This is a genomic window from Candidatus Pantoea formicae (assembly GCF_011752625.1).
In the GTDB taxonomy this organism is placed as follows: domain Bacteria; phylum Pseudomonadota; class Gammaproteobacteria; order Enterobacterales; family Enterobacteriaceae; genus Pantoea; species Pantoea formicae.
Genome location: NZ_VWXD01000008.1, coordinates 116,431 through 134,706, shown reverse-complemented (window position 1 = coordinate 134,706; position 18,276 = coordinate 116,431). Strand labels below are relative to the sequence as shown.

13 protein-coding genes are annotated in these 18,276 nt (G+C 51.2%); 9 read left to right on the top strand and 4 right to left on the bottom strand.

Translation table 11 applies throughout. From position 1 onward, the window contains the following. Window positions 1-26 precede the first annotated feature (26 nt). The 8 genes from bdcA to F3J38_RS20860 all read left to right on the top strand — a co-directional run bounded on the left by bdcA (window position 27) and on the right by F3J38_RS20860 (window position 9,404). Window positions 27-740 carry an SDR family oxidoreductase gene (bdcA, locus tag F3J38_RS20895; protein ID WP_167141559.1) on the top strand — a complete coding sequence of 238 codons (714 nt, stop codon included), beginning with the start codon at window positions 27-29 and terminating at the stop codon, window positions 738-740. 618 nt (window positions 741-1,358) lie between these two features. Next, entirely contained in the window at window positions 1,359-2,240 is an 882-nt protein-coding gene (locus F3J38_RS20890; protein WP_167141557.1) for an NAD(P)-dependent oxidoreductase, read from the top strand. 10 nt (window positions 2,241-2,250) lie between these two features. Then, window positions 2,251-3,738, top strand: a complete 1,488-nt coding sequence (locus F3J38_RS20885) for an aldehyde dehydrogenase family protein (protein ID WP_167141555.1) — start codon at window positions 2,251-2,253, stop codon at window positions 3,736-3,738. A 54-nt stretch (window positions 3,739-3,792) separates the two neighbouring features. Beyond that, the gene (locus F3J38_RS20880; RefSeq protein ID WP_167141553.1) at window positions 3,793-5,118 is read left to right on the top strand and encodes an MFS transporter; all 1,326 of its coding nucleotides are present in this window, start codon (window positions 3,793-3,795) and stop codon (window positions 5,116-5,118) included. Then, window positions 5,115-6,119 carry a glutamate cyclase domain-containing protein gene (locus tag F3J38_RS20875; protein WP_167141552.1) on the top strand — a complete coding sequence of 335 codons (1,005 nt, stop codon included), beginning with the start codon at window positions 5,115-5,117 and terminating at the stop codon, window positions 6,117-6,119. The genes F3J38_RS20880 and F3J38_RS20875 overlap by 4 nt, the downstream gene beginning before the upstream one ends. Before the next feature lie 24 nt (window positions 6,120-6,143). Beyond that, a complete protein-coding gene (locus tag F3J38_RS20870) occupies window positions 6,144-7,445 on the top strand; it encodes an aminotransferase class I/II-fold pyridoxal phosphate-dependent enzyme (RefSeq protein WP_167141550.1) in 1,302 nt (433 codons plus the stop codon). Next, window positions 7,442-8,449: a glutamate cyclase domain-containing protein gene (locus F3J38_RS20865; protein WP_167141548.1), complete on the top strand. Its 1,008-nt coding sequence runs from the start codon at window positions 7,442-7,444 to the stop codon at window positions 8,447-8,449. Before F3J38_RS20870 ends, F3J38_RS20865 begins: the two co-directional genes overlap by 4 nt. A 46-nt stretch (window positions 8,450-8,495) precedes the next feature. Further along, window positions 8,496-9,404 carry a LysR family transcriptional regulator gene (locus F3J38_RS20860; protein WP_084932142.1) on the top strand — a complete coding sequence of 303 codons (909 nt, stop codon included), beginning with the start codon at window positions 8,496-8,498 and terminating at the stop codon, window positions 9,402-9,404. Between the two features lie 77 nt (window positions 9,405-9,481). Here the strand turns inward: F3J38_RS20860 and F3J38_RS20855 are convergent, their stop codons facing one another. After that, a complete protein-coding gene (locus F3J38_RS20855) occupies window positions 9,482-10,096 on the bottom strand; it encodes a TetR/AcrR family transcriptional regulator (protein ID WP_167141546.1) in 615 nt (204 codons plus the stop codon). Between the two features lie 208 nt (window positions 10,097-10,304). Here F3J38_RS20855 and F3J38_RS20850 point away from each other — a divergent pair, with 208 nt between their 5' ends. Beyond that, window positions 10,305-11,540, top strand: coding sequence for an MFS transporter (locus tag F3J38_RS20850; protein WP_167141544.1), 1,236 nt, complete (start codon window positions 10,305-10,307; stop codon window positions 11,538-11,540). Between the two features lie 1,315 nt (window positions 11,541-12,855). Here the strand turns inward: F3J38_RS20850 and F3J38_RS20845 are convergent. The 3 genes from F3J38_RS20845 to F3J38_RS20835 all read right to left on the bottom strand — a co-directional run bounded on the left by F3J38_RS20845 (window position 12,856) and on the right by F3J38_RS20835 (window position 17,043). Beyond that, window positions 12,856-13,908: a RepB family plasmid replication initiator protein gene (locus tag F3J38_RS20845; RefSeq protein ID WP_167141542.1), complete on the bottom strand. Its 1,053-nt coding sequence runs from the start codon at window positions 13,906-13,908 to the stop codon at window positions 12,856-12,858. A gap of 961 nt (window positions 13,909-14,869) precedes the next feature. After that, a complete protein-coding gene (locus tag F3J38_RS20840; RefSeq protein ID WP_167141682.1) occupies window positions 14,870-15,805 on the bottom strand; it encodes a ParB family protein in 936 nt (311 codons plus the stop codon). 35 nt (window positions 15,806-15,840) lie between these two features. Next, a complete protein-coding gene (locus F3J38_RS20835) occupies window positions 15,841-17,043 on the bottom strand; it encodes an AAA family ATPase (RefSeq protein WP_167141540.1) in 1,203 nt (400 codons plus the stop codon). Window positions 17,044-18,276: the final 1,233 nt, after the last annotated feature.

The following is an 18,276-nucleotide window of genomic DNA, read 5'->3' as shown; positions in this document are numbered from 1 at the left end:
ACTACAATACAATTGAGGACTTCCTGATGGCGGTATTTTCAAACAAATCGGTTCTGGTTTTGGGCGGTAGTCGGGGTATCGGGGCAGCAATAGTGAGGCGTTTTGCCGCCGAGGACGCCTCAGTCGTTTTCAGTTATGCAGGTTCGCGTGAGTCTGCCGAGCAGTTGGCGAATGAAACTGGCACCAAGTCAGTTATGGCCGACAGCGCCGATCGCGAAGCCGTGATTGATTTGGTGCGTAATGCCGGCCCACTGGATGTGCTGGTAGTCAATGCAGGCGTCGCATTATTCGGTGATGCGCGTGAGCTGGAGAGCGATGATATCGATCGTTTGTTCAGCATCAATATCAACGCACCCTATCATGCCGCCGTTGAGGCAGCCCGCCTGATGCCGGAGGGGGGCCGCATCATAGTCATTGGCTCCGTCAACGGTGACCGAATGCCGATGGCTGGGGGTGCCGCTTATGCCGTCAGCAAATCAGCCCTGCAGGGATTAGCCCGTGGTCTTGCCCGAGACTTCGGACCGCAAGGGATCACGGTGAATATCGTCCAACCTGGCCCCGTAGATACCGATATGAATCCGGCGGAAGGCCCCATGAAAGAGCTCATGCATAGCTTTATGGCTATTAAACGACACGGAAGACCCGAAGAGGTGGCCGGAATGGTTACATGGCTCGCGGGGCCGGAAGCTTCTTTTGTCACTGGCGCGATGCATACGATTGATGGCGGATTTGGCGCATAAGCGTCTAAGGGATTTGGATCCGCAAGCGGTTAACTATCATGTAACCCTTGCGGGTTTAAAGAGGAGATAATAAGGCCCAATTCATCGAGTCGAAAGTGACGGATATCAGCCCCCTTCAACTGCAGGATGTGCAATTCTCGAATTGAATATCCTTCGTTGCCAAATCATAAATCAGCTGAACTCCACATTGCCTTCACTGCAATTATCGCGAACTCCATGTTCGCTATACATGAGACCAAAAGTCTTCCCTGCCCCTTATCCGACAACTGATCCGTGCAAGGTGACTTGCAGGCCAATAAATTATGCTGGACTTCGAATCAGCCGGGGTCCGAATGAGCTGACGATCAAAAAATTGAAACACCGTCTATTCGCACTAAAATGGTGCAGAAAAGCAACGCAACTTGTTTCCTTCCCGTTACACCGTGATTACAAGCGCACTAAATCAATGCAACCTCATGTCCACCACTGAACAGTAAGTTTTTCTTTCGTTAGTGGTAAAAATATACCACTTTTTTTTCCAGTTACCCCACGCAATAGTCAAAACATCCCCAGTTTTGACTGGTTAAAACGCGGCACTTTGGAATAAAAGCACCGCAATCTGTACTCCGTGAGGTAACGATGAAAATTGCATTTATTGGTGTAGGTCGTATGGGTTCCCGCATGGCGTCCCGCCTGCTGGAAGCGGGCCATGAACTGAATGTCTATGACCCTTATGCCCCAGCGATGGATGGACTGAAGCAGCAGGGTGCGGCCGCTGCCGGTAGCCCAGCTGAGGCAGCTGAAGGCGCAGAAATTATCATGCTGAGTCTACCGTCACCTGCAACCTTCACCGACGCCGTGGTTGGCGAAACCGGTGTGCTGACCAAAGTCTCTCCGGGCGCCATCGTGATTGATTTCAGTACCGTCGACCCGGCGACCACCAAAGATATCGCCGCGCAGTGCGCCCGTAAAAACGTCTACTTCCTCGACTCGCCGGTCAGCGGCGGAGTGGCAGGTGCCGCATCGGGTAACCTGGTGCTGATGATAGGGGGCAGCGAAGAGGTGATTGAGCGCGCTCGTCCGGTTCTGTCCGTGCTGTCCTCACGCATTGTTCACTGCGGTGACACCGGTGCGGGCCAGCTGACCAAGCTGAGCCACAACCTGTTAACGGCTATCAACACCGTGGCGCTGGGCGAAGTGTTGTCCGTCAGCGTAAAAGCGGGTGCGGATCTGAACGTGCTGTGCGAAGTCTTCTCCGCTGGTCTGGCGGGCAGCAAGATGCTCGATTATCTGCCAAAAACACTGTTCACCGCAGAACGCCCAGCCAACTTCGCCATCGACCTGATGCACAAAGACATCTCCCTGTGCCTGAAAGAGTTCTCAAATTACTCCATGCCGCTGGGCCAGCTGGTCATGCAGACCTATAACGCCGCACGCCAGAAAGGTCTGGGTGGCAAGGACTCCACCAGCGTTAATGAGTTGTACGAAGAACTGGTCAACCTGCGCCTGGCACAAAACTGAGGGGAAGAAAATGAGCAACGTAAACCATAAACTTAACCTTCCAGCAGCCGGCCAGACCGGCCTGTTCTTTGACGGTAAATGGCAGACACCGGTTGAAGGCCAGACACTTTCTGTCATCAACCCGTGCTTCCGCAGCGAGATCGTCAAGATCGGTGCCAGTCAGTCCGTAGACGTTGACCGCGCAATCACTTCCGCAAAAGCCGCCTTCCCTTCCTGGCGTCGTCTGGCAGCGCGTGCACGTGGTGCCATGCTAATCGAACTGGGCAACCGCATTACGGCGAACTGTGAAGAGATCGCCCGGGTGCTGGCAGCAGAAACCGGCAACGCATTGCGTACGCAGAGCCGTCCGGAAACGCAGAGCGCGGCGGAAGTGCTGCGCTACTACGGTGGTGTAATTGCCGAGCAGAAAGGGGAAACCCTGCCGCTGGGACCGGGTCTGTTCAGTTACACCACCCGCGAACCGCTGGGCGTGGTCGGTGCCATCATTCCGTGGAACTCACCGCTGGTGCTTGCTGCGGTCAAAATCGGTATGGCACTGGGTACGGGCAACACGCTGGTGCTCAAACCCGCAGAGGATGCCCCGCTGGCGGTGCTGAAAGTCGCAGAACTCGCAGCAGATATATTCCCGGCTGGCGTATTTAACATTGTTACCGGCACCGGACTGGATGCAGGTGCACCGCTGTCCACACACGATGACGTGGCAAAAGTTTCTTTCACCGGTTCGTTAGAAGTTGGCCAGCTTGTTGCACATGCAGTAGCAGACCGCATTGGCCGGGCTACGCTGGAACTGGGTGGCAAGAGTCCTTGCATCGTCTTCGCTGACGCGGCAGCACCGGCGCACCTTGATAACACGGTGAACGGCGTGATTGCAGCGATGCGCTTTGCCCGCCAGGGCCAGTCCTGCACCGCCGGTTCACGCTTGTACGTGCACAAAAGCGTCTGGAATGAGGTGATGCCACGCGTGGTCGCAAAACTGCGCGAAATGAAAATCGGCGATGCGCTGGATGAGCAGACCGACATTGGCGCCATCATCAATGCGGAGCGTTACAACGAGGTGCGCGCGTTTATTAAAGAAGCGTTTGATCAGGGTGCGGAAGTGTTACTGGGTGAAGTTCCGCCGCCGGTGGAACAGGCCGCAGGTTTTATGCCGTCTCCGGTTGTGCTGGCCGGCATTGATAACAGCTGGCGCGTCTGCAAAGAGGAAATCTTTGGCCCGGTGCTGGTGGCCATTCCTTTTGAAACCGAAGAAGAAGTGATTCGCATGGCGAACGACACCGTCTACGGTCTGGCCGCCTACGTGTTCACCCAAGACGTCACCGCAGCGTTCCGCGTCACAGAACAGATCGACGCGGGCTGGCTGCAGGTTAACCGTGCAGGCGGCCAGATCCCAGGCATGTCCTACGGCGGCGCAAAACGCAGCGGCATTGGCGCGGAGTACTCCATTGAGAGCGCCCTGGAAAGTTACACCGCACGGAAGAGCGTAACCATTAACGTCTAACTAAAACTAATAAAGGGCACATCCTGCATGTGCCCGTCCCATCGGGGGTAAGACATGAGCCAGAATATTCAAGCCGACGCATTGCACACCAACACAGGTTCCGACGCCATTTCCCGGACTTCAGTAAAAGCAGCCTGGGGATCCTTCATCGGGACGACCATTGAATGGTACGACTACTTCATCTATGGCACGGCAGCCGCGCTGGTCTTTCCGCACGTATTCTTTACCAATCTGTCACCTGCGATGGCGACGCTGATGTCGATGATCTCCTTCTCGGTCGCGTTCGTCGTACGCCCGATTGGCGGGATGGTCATCGGTCATTTTGGCGATCGTATGGGTCGTAAGAAATTACTGGTCTTTACCCTGATGGTGATGGGCCTGTGTACCGCCGCGATTGGCTTTTTGCCGTCATACGATCAAGGCGGATATCTCGGGCCGATTCTACTTATTGTCTTACGCATCATTCAGGGCTTCGCACTGGGCGGCGAATGGGGTGGCGCAGCGCTGATGTCCGTTGAGCATGCGCCGAAAGGCCGCCGTGGGCTTTGGGGCAGCACCATGCAGATGGGCGTACCCGCCGGTCTGCTGGTTTCCGCGGGTGCATTTGCGCTGGTCTCTTCTCTACCGGATGAGCAGTTCTATGGCTGGGCTTGGCGTATTCCGTTTATCTTTAGCCTCGCCCTGCTGGCCGTGGGTTTGTATATCCGCCTGCAGGTCAGTGAACCGGAAGCGTTTGAAGCGATCGCGCGCAAAGGCGAAGTTGAAAAAGCGCCATTGATGAACGTCGTGAAATACGAGAAGAAGAAAACCATCGTTATGGCTTTCTTCCAGACCGTGGCAAACGTGGGCTATTTCCTGATCACCGTCTATTCCCTTAGCTACATCACGGAACATCTGCATATCCCACGCAGCGTTGCCTCTAATGCCCTGCTGATTGCAGCAGCGGTCGATCTCTTTATGCAGCCCGTCTTTGGCTGGCTGTCTGATAAAGTGGGCCGCAAGGTGGTGTATGGCTTCGGCGCATTGTTCTTCGCCGTTTACGCCTTCCCTTTCTTTGAGCTGCTGAACACGGCCGACCCGGTCTATATCACGATTGCACTGAGTCTGGGGCTGGGACTAGGCCATGCATCCACCGGTTCCCTGCACGGTGTGATATACGCAGAACAGTACCCCACCAAGTACCGGTTTAGCGGCGCGTCAACGGCCTATCAGTTATCAGGCATCGTTTCCAGTGCACCAACACCCATTATCGCGGCCTGGCTGATTACCTCGACTGGGAGTTCCTCAGCCGTGTCATGGTTCGTTATCGCCGCCGCCGCGATCACCCTAGTCTGCATCTTCCTGACCAAAGAAACTTACAAGATCGATATCAACAAATGATGACGCCAACCAATCACGAACTGCTCGTGGGAGAGCGCATCGATCAGCTGATGTCGCTGGAGATGCGTCCCCTCAGGGGAAAAGGCTTACCCTCCGGCTATGTCAGTCAGCTTTACCGGATATGCCGTGAGCATCACGGTGAGCCGCTGGCGATGCTGGCAGCGAAGAAATTAGCCGGCGTGTTGTCTCCGGGCAAAGTGGTGGTCATTGCCACCGGTGCAGGGATTGCCCCCAACCTGCCGTATGGTGAGACCGATGGACCGCCGGGCGCACTGGCGCTCGCCAGAGCCCTTGCTGAAGGATTTGACTGCCATGTATTGATTGCCACAGAACACGACCATCTGCCGCCGGTTGAAGCCTGTCGCAACGTCATCCAGAGCCAGCTCACCGGCAGGGGTTCGATCAGCGGTGTTTCCTTCGCCAAAGGCAAAGCGGAAGGGATGAAAATGTGTGAAAGCATTTTTTCTGACCTTAATCCCGTGTCCATCATTTTTGTTGAACGGGATGGCCCCAACGCTGAGGGGATCTTTCATGGTGTCAGAGGCGATTTTCGCACCCCGGATCAGGTCGGACACCTGTATCTGCTGGCCGATATGGCCCACCAGAAACAGGTACTGACGATTGGTATCGGCGATGGCGGGAACGAAGTCGGTTTTGGCGCCGTCAGGGAGCAGGTCGCGTTAGCGCATCCCTATGGCGCGAAGTCTCATGGTGAGTTCCCGTCGGGGGTGATTACCGTGACCTCAACTGACGTAGTGGTGGCGGCTTCCGTTTCAAACTGGGGGGCATACGCGGTGACAGCAGCACTGGCATGGTTACTTAAACGCCTGGATCTTACACATATACCCGAGTGCGAAAAGGCGCTTATTGCAGCTTGTGTGGCTGCGGGTGCCAGAGATGGCGCAACCTCACTTCAGGAAGAAGCCGTAGATGGCATCGATCTGGAAACCCACATGGCCTTCACGCGTATGCTCGGCAGCATTATCAGCATTTCACTGTAATCACTATTAAGCAGGAAAATAGTCATGAAACTCACCGAAAAAGAGGGGAACCGCGTGGTTCTCAGAGACAGCTTTGGCTTTGAAATCGACCCAGTGGTCAGCTTTGCGCGTGGCAGCATCATTCGCAGCAGCACCGATGAGGGTCGCCGGCTTCGCCATGGCCAGGCCGTTGCGGCCAAGCGCGTGAGAGAGTTGGGAGCGGATTCGATTGGGATCTTCACCGGTAATCAGCGTGACTTTCTGGTTAAGCCCGAAGATCTGAACACGGCATGTGAAGAGTGGGTGGGCCCTGGGCTGGTCGCCGAACGCCTTAGCGAGCTGGCGCTGGATCATCTGGGTGGCGGTGATGGCGACAGTGTTGCCACATTTAACCGCACCAGCGCGGCCATTGTTTCCGTTATTGCCGCATTGGCTGCTGACAAACCAGTGGTCTCGGTCGTTCCGCCTGGAGGTCGTTCACATGCTTCGGTGAACCGTGGCGCAAAGCTCGCCGGGGTGAAAGCCATCGAAATCCAGGGCGACGCGCAGTGGCGTGCGGCCATCGAACTTAATCGCCCTGCCCTGGTGGTTATCACCACGGTTACCAGCAGCCTTGAACGCATGGATGATGAGATAACCCAGGCTATTGTGACCCACTGCCGCAGGAACGACATCATTGTGTTTCTGGATGAAGCCTACGGCGCGCGTCTGCGTACCGTGCTGCATGGCGGGATCAAGAGCCTTGCCTTTGGCGCAGATCTCACCGTCACCAACTGTGACAAGGCAGGCCTGCCGGGCCCACGTGCCGGTATTCTGGCGGGTAAAAAGCAATACATCGCGGCAGCCGCGGCAAAAGGCGCGGAATACGGTATGGAGGCACGCGCGCCGATCACTGCAGGTGTCGTGCGCTCACTGGAACATTACAACCCTGATCATTTGCGCCAGGAAGCCGAAGCGGGCCAGGAACTGGCGTCTGGCCTGAGTGCATTGTTGGGGGACTGCGTCAAAACCAGCGACCTGGGGCCGATGGTTCATGAAGATCAGGTCCTCGAAATCATCCTCAAGCGCGCCTGCATTGCCCACACCGATAACCACATTGTTCCGTGCGAGGCCACGGCAGCTCTGGGTATGGTGCTACTGCGCGACTTCGGCATTTTAACCGTTAACACCCATGGTCAGCCCGGAGCCCGCGTCTCATTACGGCTCAAACCGGCATCGAACGCCATTGACCGTGTGGGCGGAATAAACGCCATCATGAAAGCCGTCAATGCATCGCTGGATAAGGTTGCTCTGCTTATCAGCGATAAACACGCCATGGCTGAATTAATTCTAGGAGAACCCGTATGAATTCCATGACTGCATTTGATAACCACCTTGACCAGCTCATTTCACTGGATCTCGGCGGGCGCGGTGTTGAACAGCTGTTTGCCAGCGCGCGCGAGCAAATTGGCAAACCGCTGGTGGGCGCCGCAGCTGATGCGTTACTGGCGGTAAAACCCGGCGATAACGTGATTGTGACTACGGGCTCAGTATCACGTGCCTGGCTCTCTCCCACCATTGGAGAGAATGACGGCCCTGCCGGTCTGGCTGCGATCGTGCGCGCGCTGGTGCTGGCCAGAAACGCAACCTGTACCGTGCTAATTGAAGAAACGCTGCGCGGTCCGATGGAAGCCATCCTGACTGAAGCGGGCCTGACCGTATTACCTTACTGGCAGGTTGTGCAGGCAAACAAAGACAAAAGCTTGGCCACCGTCTGCGTGGAATCCTTCCCGGTAACGGATGAAGAAGCCCCTAAGGCCGCAAATGAGCTGCTGGACTCACGTCAACCTTCACTGCTGTTCTCGACCGAGCGCGTTGGGCGCAACAAAAACGGTATCTACTACAGCATGCGGGGTATCAACTACGGCATGGAGCGCGCCCGCATCGACTTCGTGTTTGATGAAGCGCTGCGCAGGGATATTCCCACCGTTGCCGTCGGGGACGGCGGGAACGAGATTGGCATGGGCCTGGTCAATGACGCCGTGCAGCAGGCGGTGAAGTTTGGGAATGAAGGTTCGTGTGAATGCGGAGGTGGCATTGGTGCCGTCACGCCAGCTGACGTTTTGGTGGCGGCGGCCTGTTCTAACTGGGGCTGCTACGCCATTGTGGCGGCGATGGCGGCGCGTGAGAAAAATGCCCGTCTGTTGCATACTCCGGATATGGAAGGTCGCCTGCTGCGCCGGGGCGTCAACGTTGGACTTATCAACTCGGTTGAAGGTATCACCGATGCTAACGTTGACGGCATCCCCTTTGAATCTCATCTGGCGATGACGCAACTCATCAATACCGTGGTCCGCACCCTGCTGAGCTGATTTTAACGCAGGCAGAGGCGACCTCGAGGAAAACACAGGAATTGTCATGCTGAATCTGGGTCGCCTCCATCTGCTCTCCGAACTCTCTGTTCTGGGCACTATTACCGCCGTCGCAGAAGCTGTTCACCTGACCCGCCCCGCCGTTTCTCAGCAGCTGGCACAGTTAGAACAAGAAGCGGAAACCGCATTGTTTGAACGTGTGGGCAAACGAATTGAGTTAACGCCCGCGGGTAAGCGTCTGGTAGAGCAATCCCATGAGCTGTTCCGCATGGTGAATGACATGGAGTCAGAGCTCGCAAAGGGTAAAGCGGAAGTGGTGGGCGAAATCCGCCTGGCAACCTTTGGCTCGGCGGGCGTCGGTATATTGCCTGGCGTGTTCCAGCAGCTTTCGGACAGCTATCCACAGCTGACGTTGTCAGTGGTCGAGCTTGAACCGGCAGAGGCGATTAAAGCGGCGGCGGCAAATCAGGTCGATATCGCCATCATTGACGATATGGTGGATACCGGCCCCTTCACCGAGAAGCTCGACTTCTTCCCACTGTGCACCGATAAGTTTGTAGCGGTGATGGCAGCGACGCACAGGCTGGCAGGGCGTAAAGTCATCCGTTTAAAAGAAATGCCCAACGAGAAGTGGGCGTTAAACCTGTCCGCTATGCATTATCACTCTTTTTTAATTCGGGCCTTTCATGCCGCAGGTGTTGTGCCAAAAGTGATAGCGAATTACAAGAATTCGGCAGCCTCATTGCATCTGGTGAAACAAACCGACCTTGTCACGCTCCTCCCCACGTTGATGCTGCAGATGGACGGCGTGCTGAATGGCCTGACAACCGTAAACATCAGCCCAGACCTCACCAGAAAGGTGTCAATCGCATTACCAAAGGGGACATCGGCAAAACCTTCAGTAAAAGCGGTGATTGACGCATTAAATGATGTTGCGACGAAAATTGCAGATTAATCAATCACAACACAGTCGGGCTGGGGGCCCGCCCTGTACCCGAAGGGACCATTGGGGTGCATGTCACAGCCAGCTGATTAATCCTGTCTACAACAATCCCACAGCTGCATGATTTGAGTGATGGCACTAAGCAGCTCTTCAATACTCGCTCCGTCACGCGCCTGAATAGAGAGACCAAAGAGAAATGTACTGAAAGATGCCGCCAGCGCCTTCACGTCAACATCCTTTTTGAGCTCGCCAGCCTCAATCCCGCGCTTAATGGTGGTTAATATACCCGCTCGGGTTCTATCGCGAGATCGCGTGAGCGGCTCAGTAATGGCTGTATTTTCCACTGAAGTCGCACATAATGCGCCCAGCGCTACCATACAGCCTGAAGGGTGACCCACCTCGCATTGCATTCGGGCTGAGTCTTGCAGAGTCGTTTCCATGGCTTCACGCGGCGAAACAGTGCTATCCCAAAGTCGTCTGGTCACCTGGCCATACGAAGCCAGATAACATTGTATGCATTCACGATACAAATCTTCTTTGGAACCAAAAGCAGCGTAAAAACTCGGCGCAGAGATGCCATTCCCTATCCCCGCCTTCAGTTGGGTCAGGGACGTAGATTCATAGCCATGCTGCCAGAAAAGATACATGGCATCTTCAATTGCTTTATCCCGGTCAAAGGTTCTTGGTCGTCCCATGCTAGCCATTCGTGTTCTCCGCGGTTCACCTGTGCAGCAGTAATATACTAAACGATACATATTAGGTTGACAAAGGAAACTCCCCCCAATAATGTACTGATCGATACAATATTAGAGCGAGCAGGTTAATCTCTTTTATTTTGAAGTGCTAAGTGATGACCCAATGCGACCTTACATCTAAATACATACCATTCGATATATAAGTACAGAAGGATTTATGGAGAAAGACATCGCGCTCGATACGAAAAATGATGCTGTTGGTCGGCGTTCTGCCGAAGCCGATGACAGGCTGCCTATTCCAGCGCTACTCGCGCTGGCAATGACGGGTTTCATCTGCATCATTACAGAAACGCTGCCTGCAGGGTTGTTACCGCAAATGGCAAAGGGTCTTAGTATTTCCAACTCGCTTGCTGGACAAACCGTCACAGCATATGCACTGGGGTCGTTGCTGGCTGCGATACCTTTAACGGTGGCAACCCGGAGTTGGCGTCGTAGAACTGTATTGTTACTCGCAATAGTCGGCTTCCTTGTTTTTAACTCAGTTACCGCATGGTCCTCACACTACTGGCTAACTCTTGCAGCACGTTTCTTCGCTGGCGTGGCGGCTGGGCTGTCTTGGAGTTTGCTTGCTGGCTATGCTCGCCGAATGGTTACTGTTCACCAGCAAGGTAAAGCCATGGCAATTGCTATGGTGGGCACGCCAATAGCACTTTCCCTCGGCCTGCCGCTTGGCACGTGGCTCGGCGGAATTATTGGCTGGCGCAGCGCTTTTATGGCCATCTCTGCGCTGACGGTGATATTAATCGTATGGGTACTCGCTAAAGTGCCAGATTATCCGGGCCACTCCCGCCATGAAAGTATGCCAATTTCAGATGTCCTCGCCACACCAGGCGTGCGGCCAGTGCTGAGCGTCGTCATTGCCTGGATGCTGGCGCATAACATTCTCTACACCTACATTTCTCCCTTCCTCACTTTAGCTGGGTTAGGTTCACAGGTAGATATCCTGTTACTGGTATTCGGACTCGCTGCTCTTGTTGCGATTGCCATTACCGGAAAGATAATCGATCGCCATTTGCGACTCTGCGTATTGATAAGCCTAGCTATTTTCGCTCTCGTCGTTCTCACCTTTATGTGGTTTTCACAGATTGCTGCCGTGGTTTATGTCGGTGTCGCTGTCTGGGGGCTGACGTTTGGTGGAGCGGCAACGTTGCTGCAGACAGCCCTTGCCGATACCGCAGGCGAAGGAGCAGATATCGCTCTTTCACTGAATGTGGTTGCGTGGAATGGCGCGATTGCAGCCGGAGGTATCACAGGCGGTATCCTGCTGGATCACTGGGGAGCCCATGCTTTTCCGCCGGTACTCATCCTGCTGTTAGCAATCGCTTTTACTATTTCGTGGTGGGCTAAAGCACACGGATTTAGAGCCGGCGCGCGAACTGGACATGGCGACTGAAAAGTCTTCTATCTTGAAAGGCTTGACCCGTTTAGCGGGTTTTACACTACGCGGCGCGATCAAAAGGTCATCGTAACTAACTATGCGGCTGCCCTACTTTTTCCGCCGCCTCACCAGCTCAACTCTTTGAGCTCAGAACCTTGAACTGTCACCTTAGTACAGTCAGTGGATCATCGATCTCTAACGGATCGATGATCATAGCGTCATCGACAAACAACCACTATAGAGAGTAAACAACCGCGACATGTCCCGACACAGGCTTTATTCCTCGCATCTGCTGATAACGGTTGGAAGGACATATCATTGATGTTAGTAAGCACTAACATCAATGCTGGTAAGGCTTGGTAGGTTAGTAAGCACTAGGGCGGTCTATTAATAACAACCACTATAGAGAGCGTTTACTCTCTATAGTGGTTGTTTGTACTCATTACAGTGGATGTTTGATCCAAAACCTTTGGGATCCATGATCAAAGGATCTTAATCGGATCCTATGGGCGACCTGCCCTTGGAGACGCTAGAAATGACTTACTCTCTATAGCGGTTATTATTGATTGCTGAAATAGGATTATAATACTTAAATATCAATAAATTAAAAGACAATCACACAAACAAGATAACCGCTATAGAGAGTGATCTTCCTCACTATAGCGGTTATGTGATTCTTGCCTTTTCACCCACTTAGCAAGCAGGCTGGCTCCAGTGATGGCCATTCAACCCTCGAATACTCTCAATTTCGCTATCCACTGTAGTGAGTGGTTACTCGTTATAGTGGATATCTGAAGCAAACTAAAACTCACCACAAAAGAAATTCAAATAAACATATGATTTATATATGTATTAAATCTTACGACACGCAATTTTGTACATTTCACCCCTTGCGGATGGTGTTAATTTGAACAACACCCTCACAGTTTTTCCTCATAGAACTCAATCAGATAGAAGTGATAACGTCACTTCCTACAAATAACCACTATAGAGAGTAGATGCTTACTCTCTATAGTGGTTATTACCTGAAGTTTGCAGTAAAAGATCAGATCCTTGGGTTCGCATTCTCTATCCTCCGCTCTCTCAGGCGCCGCACAGCGCAATGTGTCCGCCTGAAGCATTAACGAGATCAAACCGAAAGGCTATTTGCAGGTAACCACTATAGAGAGTAGATAGTTACTCTCTATAGTGGTTACTGGGTCACAAATGGGGTCAGGTGCGAGGATGGCAGGTGTTAACGCTAGAGGATCGCAGAAACAAACAACCACTATAGAGAGCACTACTCTCTATAGTGGTTATCGAATTGGACGCCAGATTAGGTCACGAAGCGCTACTTAACTTTGCCTTTGCGGATTTCTTCGAGGATTTTCAGTTCTGCTTTTGACAGCATCACCATCTCACCCTGGGGTTCGCTGACAGCTGCAACCTCATTGGTCTCGATGGTGTCATCAAGCTCCAGATCATCCTCAAGGATATCGGGCAGCTTGAGCGGCAACTCGGCAGGTTTAAGCTTTGGACGGCGATAGTGGATATGGAAGACCACTGAGTTGCCCCGCTTCAGTTCGGTGTAATCCAGGTAGCCAATAGCCTTTAACTGCTCCATGGCACGACGAACTGTCGCATTTTGCGTGATAGGACGAGATGTCAGATTCAAACGCTGCCTGAGTCGCGCCATTGAGATAGGAGCCGGGTTTGGAGGCAAGCTCTCGATGAAGGTATAGAGCGCCTGAGCAGACTCTTTACGCGCCAGAGCGTTAATGGCTCGCAGCTGCAGCAGGACCTTGCGGTCAAATTGATAGAGCTCGAAAAGTTTTGGATCGGCCTGAAGCTCAACGGTGTCCTTTTTGACGCTGTACTTAGCCGATTGCACCAAGTGCGTAACATAGAGCTCGTCTTTATCCGCTGTCCCAAATTGTATGGTATTGGATGCGATGCGGATCAGTGACGCTTCAAGCCGTTCTCTCAACTTAGCTGAGGATCGTGATGAAGGGATGCCGCATAGCTTAACGAACTCAACAAAAGGTAGAACGACTTTATCGTTGGTGACGTTGTACTTAGCAAACGCGTGAATGATCCCAACCCATGTCTTGAAATCATTATCCATATCCAGCCGCTGACCAATGATCCTGATCTTCTCATAACCTTCAGATTTCACGAGAGACAGCAGCTTGAGCTCGTTAGTGACATCCGTCACCGCCGTGGTCTCATTCTTGCGATTATTGGTTGATTTCAACGTAGGCACAAACAGGCCTAATCGCATTAAAGCGACAGGCTGAACAGTGTTATCTCTGTTGGGGGTAAGTACAACCAGTTCGCCAGTTCGCTTATCTGTTTCTGAAAAGGCTTCAACTACCTTGTTGTTTTTTAGCTCATTTTCCGACATTTTCGAGGATCCGGGTTATACACAATGATGTATCGCGTTTACTCTCTATAGCGGATACTAGCACTCACTTCATCGGTTAGACTACTCTCCATAAAGGTTAATTTACTCTCTATAGCGGTTAGTTTACTCTCCATAGCGGTTATCAATCCCCTCTCAAGGCTTGTCACACAAGGCTTCACAAGCTGCCGGGATCTAATAGGAACTTATTTGATCTCATAATGATCTGTTTATTGATCTGGCCTGTGAATCATGGGGATAAGATTTGATGAAAACGTCATCGAACTTTCAAAGCTACTTTTAACCTCTGCATAAATGTTATGCACAGGCGAAACACTTACACACAGGCAGCATCACCTTCCACTCTCTACAGCGGTTATCGAGCACTCTCTTCATCGGTTGTTTTACTCATTTCATCGGTTATTTCTCTCTCCATAGCGGTTAGTTTACTCTTTATAGCGGTTACTTAGGGCCTTTCAGCCCAGTATTATCAAGGCTTACAGCGATCCGGGATCTTCTATGATCTCAATTGGATCTCATTATGATCGAATAATTGGATCGACCCTGTGGATAAAGGGGATAAAAATCAACAGGCAAGCCATAATCACTGGCTATATCTCATCGTTAGGGCCAGAAACCCTCGATCCTGCTGCTTTCACTTACCGATCCTTTAAGAGGATCGCGATGTATAAGTCCAAGCGGATCTTAATTCCCTTCTCTGTTTGCACAATGAGTGGTCGTATCGATTGCTGAAATCATGTCCTGTAAGAGCTCTGAAGCGATAGTTTTGATTTAACCGTGTCTGGGGAAGGTATGAGATTAAAATCGCTTAAAGCGCTTCTGGTGCGTTTTGAGCGTACATGAGACACCCAAGACAATGCTGATAATTGATAAATGAGAATGTTGTAAAAAAAGGCGTGATTTTCACGCCCTTTTCATCTGCAGAATTTAAAGAGGGTCAGACTCAGGATTTGTTGAGGATAGCTTTGATCGCAAGATCGATCTCTTCAAGCGTGCCTGCTGGCAAGCGATGGAACTCATACTGCACATGACGCTTCTCAGCGTTGGTTTTACGCTTAGCATAGGCAGCGCGATCGGTAAAACTGCCGAATTTTTCTGTTGTGACACTTTTGTTTTTTACCGGCTTCACCAGCAGCTTTTTGGCAGTGGTGAAAAACGACAAGATCCTTGTTTTCTGATCGTCCGAGGCGAGTTTATTCAAAGCTTGGTCTTCGCTTATCCGCTCTTTGACCTGATGGACCACATCTTTAACCGCGACTCCCTCAGCTTTCGCTTCTTCTGCAACATCCAGCAGCAGCTTGTAATCTGGGATACTAAGGTCTGACACCACAGGGATGAGCTCAATGAATTCGGCTGGAACCCACGCAGCCTGGAAAGCACGTGTCACTTTGGCATTAGAGATCCCTTCTGCTTTGGCAATCTCTGTTTTATTCATGCCCTGTGCTTCCATCATCAGGAAGCGTTGGCCCAATTCACGCAGGTTGTGCTCTTTTGCCGTTTGAATATCAGCAGCGAGCTGACGCGCATCACTGATATCAATTTCATCTTCGGTCACCAAAACTTCTAGGCCAGTGCCTGCAAAAAGACATGCGGCTCGGCGGCGAGAACCATCCATAATCTCAATACGGCCATCGACCATACGGCCTATCGCTGGAAAGAACTGTTGAAGTTCGATGGTGCGTGTAATGTCTTTGACCGATTCTTCGGTCAGTGCAGATTGATCGCGACCATTCACTTTTGCATCAACAAAAGTTTTGGCGTCCACTTCCCCACTAGGGATCAGCTGCCGCACGAACGTGGCAGTACTGCCGGATTTCAGAGTGAAAACGCGTGACTGATTGCCACTGTTAATGAAGCTCGACATCTGGGATTGCCCCATGGTGCGGCCAATGCGTTTGAGTGATTTTTGATCGGTCACTTTGTACTCCTGATATATTCAATTCGGTCGAAAACAGCGCGCGAGAAGTTCTCTGCTTCCTGTTTTGCCTTTCGGAGCGCATCCGCGCTGCCGGGGTATGAGCTGGGGTTTGCGCTAATGACGGTATCAAACGACTCACCACAGCGCTCAAATCCATCTAAACGAGGCAGGACGGCATCCAGCATCGACTTGGTGAAAACCTCACGCGCGAAGCTGTGCGAAGTGACGTGGTCATGCTTGGTCGTCATCTTCGACATAAAACCGATGTTCGCTTTCAGTCGCGGCTCAATACCTTCATTCTCAATACGCTCCAGCATTTCAGGCAGGCGCGTCAGGTATTTCATCGTGGAGTGAAAATCGACTTGCGCGGGTGGTGTTGGCGTAAGCAGCAAATCGCTAGCGGCGATAGCGTTCAGCATAAACGCATCCAGATGAGGTCCTGTGTCGATGAAGATGAAATCATAATCATCGGCCAGACGATCGATAACGTTGCGACGCAGCACTTCAGAGGGCGCGACACCGGGCAAATTCTCCGCCACTAAGGCATCCCAATCGCTGGCAACAAAACCATCATCGATGGATGCAGGCATCACATCTACACCAGGCATAACGGTGGGTTTAACGAATTGCTCGCGCAGTTGCTCAGTGCTGACGTCATTCAGCATTGCCTGAGCGGCGGTTTCCAGCACTGAACCCACACTGTTGGTGTGACTGAGGAACATGGTGCTCGAAGCCTGAGGATCTAAGTCGATAACCAGAATGCGCAGATCATTATGCAGTAAGCCTGGGTGAGCACGTAAGCCATGGGCCAGCGTCACGGTGGTAACCGTTTTAGATACCCCACCCTTCAGATTGACAACGAAGATAACGAAGGGGTCTTTATGCTTGTCGCGATACTTTGGCACTTTACGGTGCTTATAGATATCAACGACGTTCTGGATGCTCATGGCGTATTGCGACGTGCTGCCGGTTTGGCGGCGACCAAATTCATAGCCACCCTCCTCCATCTCACTGATGGCAGCCGCTACTGCGTGCTTACTGAGTAAAGGCAGGTTGGCCACCGCGTTGCGTGTGAAAGTGTGGTAGTAGCCTTGCTGATTGAATTCCTGCCGTTGTTGCTCGATGTGACTGCTCAGCCCGTGCAACATTCCATTCGCGCGGTTGGCGATGTCAAACACGTCACCGTAATCTCGCTTCATAAGCACCTCAATAGTAATAATTTTCGTTATTTTACTAAAAATATCTCCACAAGCCAGTTTTTTGGTAAAAAGACATAAAACTGGAATATTTTCATAAAATATGGACGAGTCGATATGTTGAATTTTCAAAAAAACTAATATAATCAATGGTATATGATTTAAGGTGTGCATTTTATTGAAATGGTTGAATTATCAGCACCCCCCTACCCTACCAATTATTCCTTCTATTGCAAATGTGGAAATTATACCTTTATGATTGAATGGTCGTTTTCATCCTGAAAAAAAGGATTAATTGTCATTAAATCATAAAGTTAGGAGGATAAATCTTTGGAGAGGTTTTAGAACATTTTTTTCCGGATATCATCCAACACCCAGGTTGAAGGATCGTCCTAAAGTTACCGGGCCAAGCAGTTGTGTGTACTTGGTTAATTTGATGGTATTTCAGATAAAGGTTATGTTTTATCGAATATAGAATTTGAGGCTGAATGCAGGAATTGCAATCTGATTTTTTACAACTTAATTTCACGATGGCGATATCCAGTTCATCACTGATTAAGCATTCTTTTAGCGCGGACCATTACCAATGTTCAGTAATGAATTTAAGGATATTGAGAGATACCGATCCAAACGAAAAATTGAACTGATTTCCATGCACTAACAACTTACGATTAACCTCATCATTTTATGATGATTGAATGATGTTCGTTTTTGGAATTCATATTACTTAGATATTCCAAAATTATTTTGACTTAAAGTCATTGCTCGATTGCTCGATTGCTCGATTGCTCGATTGCTCGATTGCTCGATTGCTCGATTGCTCTGTCGCTCTATTGCTCTGTTTCGACACTTTGACACTTCAACACTTCAACACTTCAACACTTCAACACTTCAACACTCCAACACTCCAACACTCCAACACTCCAACACTCCAACATTTTAGATGCACCTTAACGCCATTAACAATGTGATAGTTTTTAAAAATGAAACTGCATAACTGCATAACTGCATAACTGCATAACTGCATAACTACATCAATTCGACATGAACTATTGAAATGTGCATTGAGCATTTTTTAAATCATCTAGCGCTATCAAAATCGAATACATTTTCTTACTAACTAAGAATCATCTCTGAAAGAAACTCTGAGAGTGACAATAATTTACCGTAGGCTTTGGAGCATTGCTTTTAGGCAGCCAAAAACTCCCCTTAAATGTGCAAACAGTGAATGATCTA

Excerpts from the sequence above, each read along its gene's own strand:
- bdcA (WP_167141559.1), top strand. The coding sequence starts at position 27 with ATGGCGGTATTTTCAAACAAATCGGTTCTGGTTTTGGGCGGTAGTCGG.
- F3J38_RS20890 (WP_167141557.1), top strand. The coding sequence starts at position 1,359 with ATGAAAATTGCATTTATTGGTGTAGGTCGTATGGGTTCCCGCATGGCG.
- F3J38_RS20885 (WP_167141555.1), top strand. The coding sequence starts at position 2,251 with ATGAGCAACGTAAACCATAAACTTAACCTTCCAGCAGCCGGCCAGACC.
- F3J38_RS20880 (WP_167141553.1), top strand. The coding sequence starts at position 3,793 with ATGAGCCAGAATATTCAAGCCGACGCATTGCACACCAACACAGGTTCC.
- F3J38_RS20875 (WP_167141552.1), top strand. The coding sequence starts at position 5,115 with ATGATGACGCCAACCAATCACGAACTGCTCGTGGGAGAGCGCATCGAT.
- F3J38_RS20870 (WP_167141550.1), top strand. The coding sequence starts at position 6,144 with ATGAAACTCACCGAAAAAGAGGGGAACCGCGTGGTTCTCAGAGACAGC.
- F3J38_RS20865 (WP_167141548.1), top strand. The coding sequence starts at position 7,442 with ATGAATTCCATGACTGCATTTGATAACCACCTTGACCAGCTCATTTCA.
- F3J38_RS20860 (WP_084932142.1), top strand. The coding sequence starts at position 8,496 with ATGCTGAATCTGGGTCGCCTCCATCTGCTCTCCGAACTCTCTGTTCTG.
- F3J38_RS20855 (WP_167141546.1), bottom strand. The coding sequence starts at position 10,096 with ATGGCTAGCATGGGACGACCAAGAACCTTTGACCGGGATAAAGCAATT.
- F3J38_RS20850 (WP_167141544.1), top strand. The coding sequence starts at position 10,305 with ATGGAGAAAGACATCGCGCTCGATACGAAAAATGATGCTGTTGGTCGG.
- F3J38_RS20845 (WP_167141542.1), bottom strand. The coding sequence starts at position 13,908 with ATGTCGGAAAATGAGCTAAAAAACAACAAGGTAGTTGAAGCCTTTTCA.
- F3J38_RS20840 (WP_167141682.1), bottom strand. The coding sequence starts at position 15,805 with ATGGGGCAATCCCAGATGTCGAGCTTCATTAACAGTGGCAATCAGTCA.
- F3J38_RS20835 (WP_167141540.1), bottom strand. The coding sequence starts at position 17,043 with ATGAAGCGAGATTACGGTGACGTGTTTGACATCGCCAACCGCGCGAAT.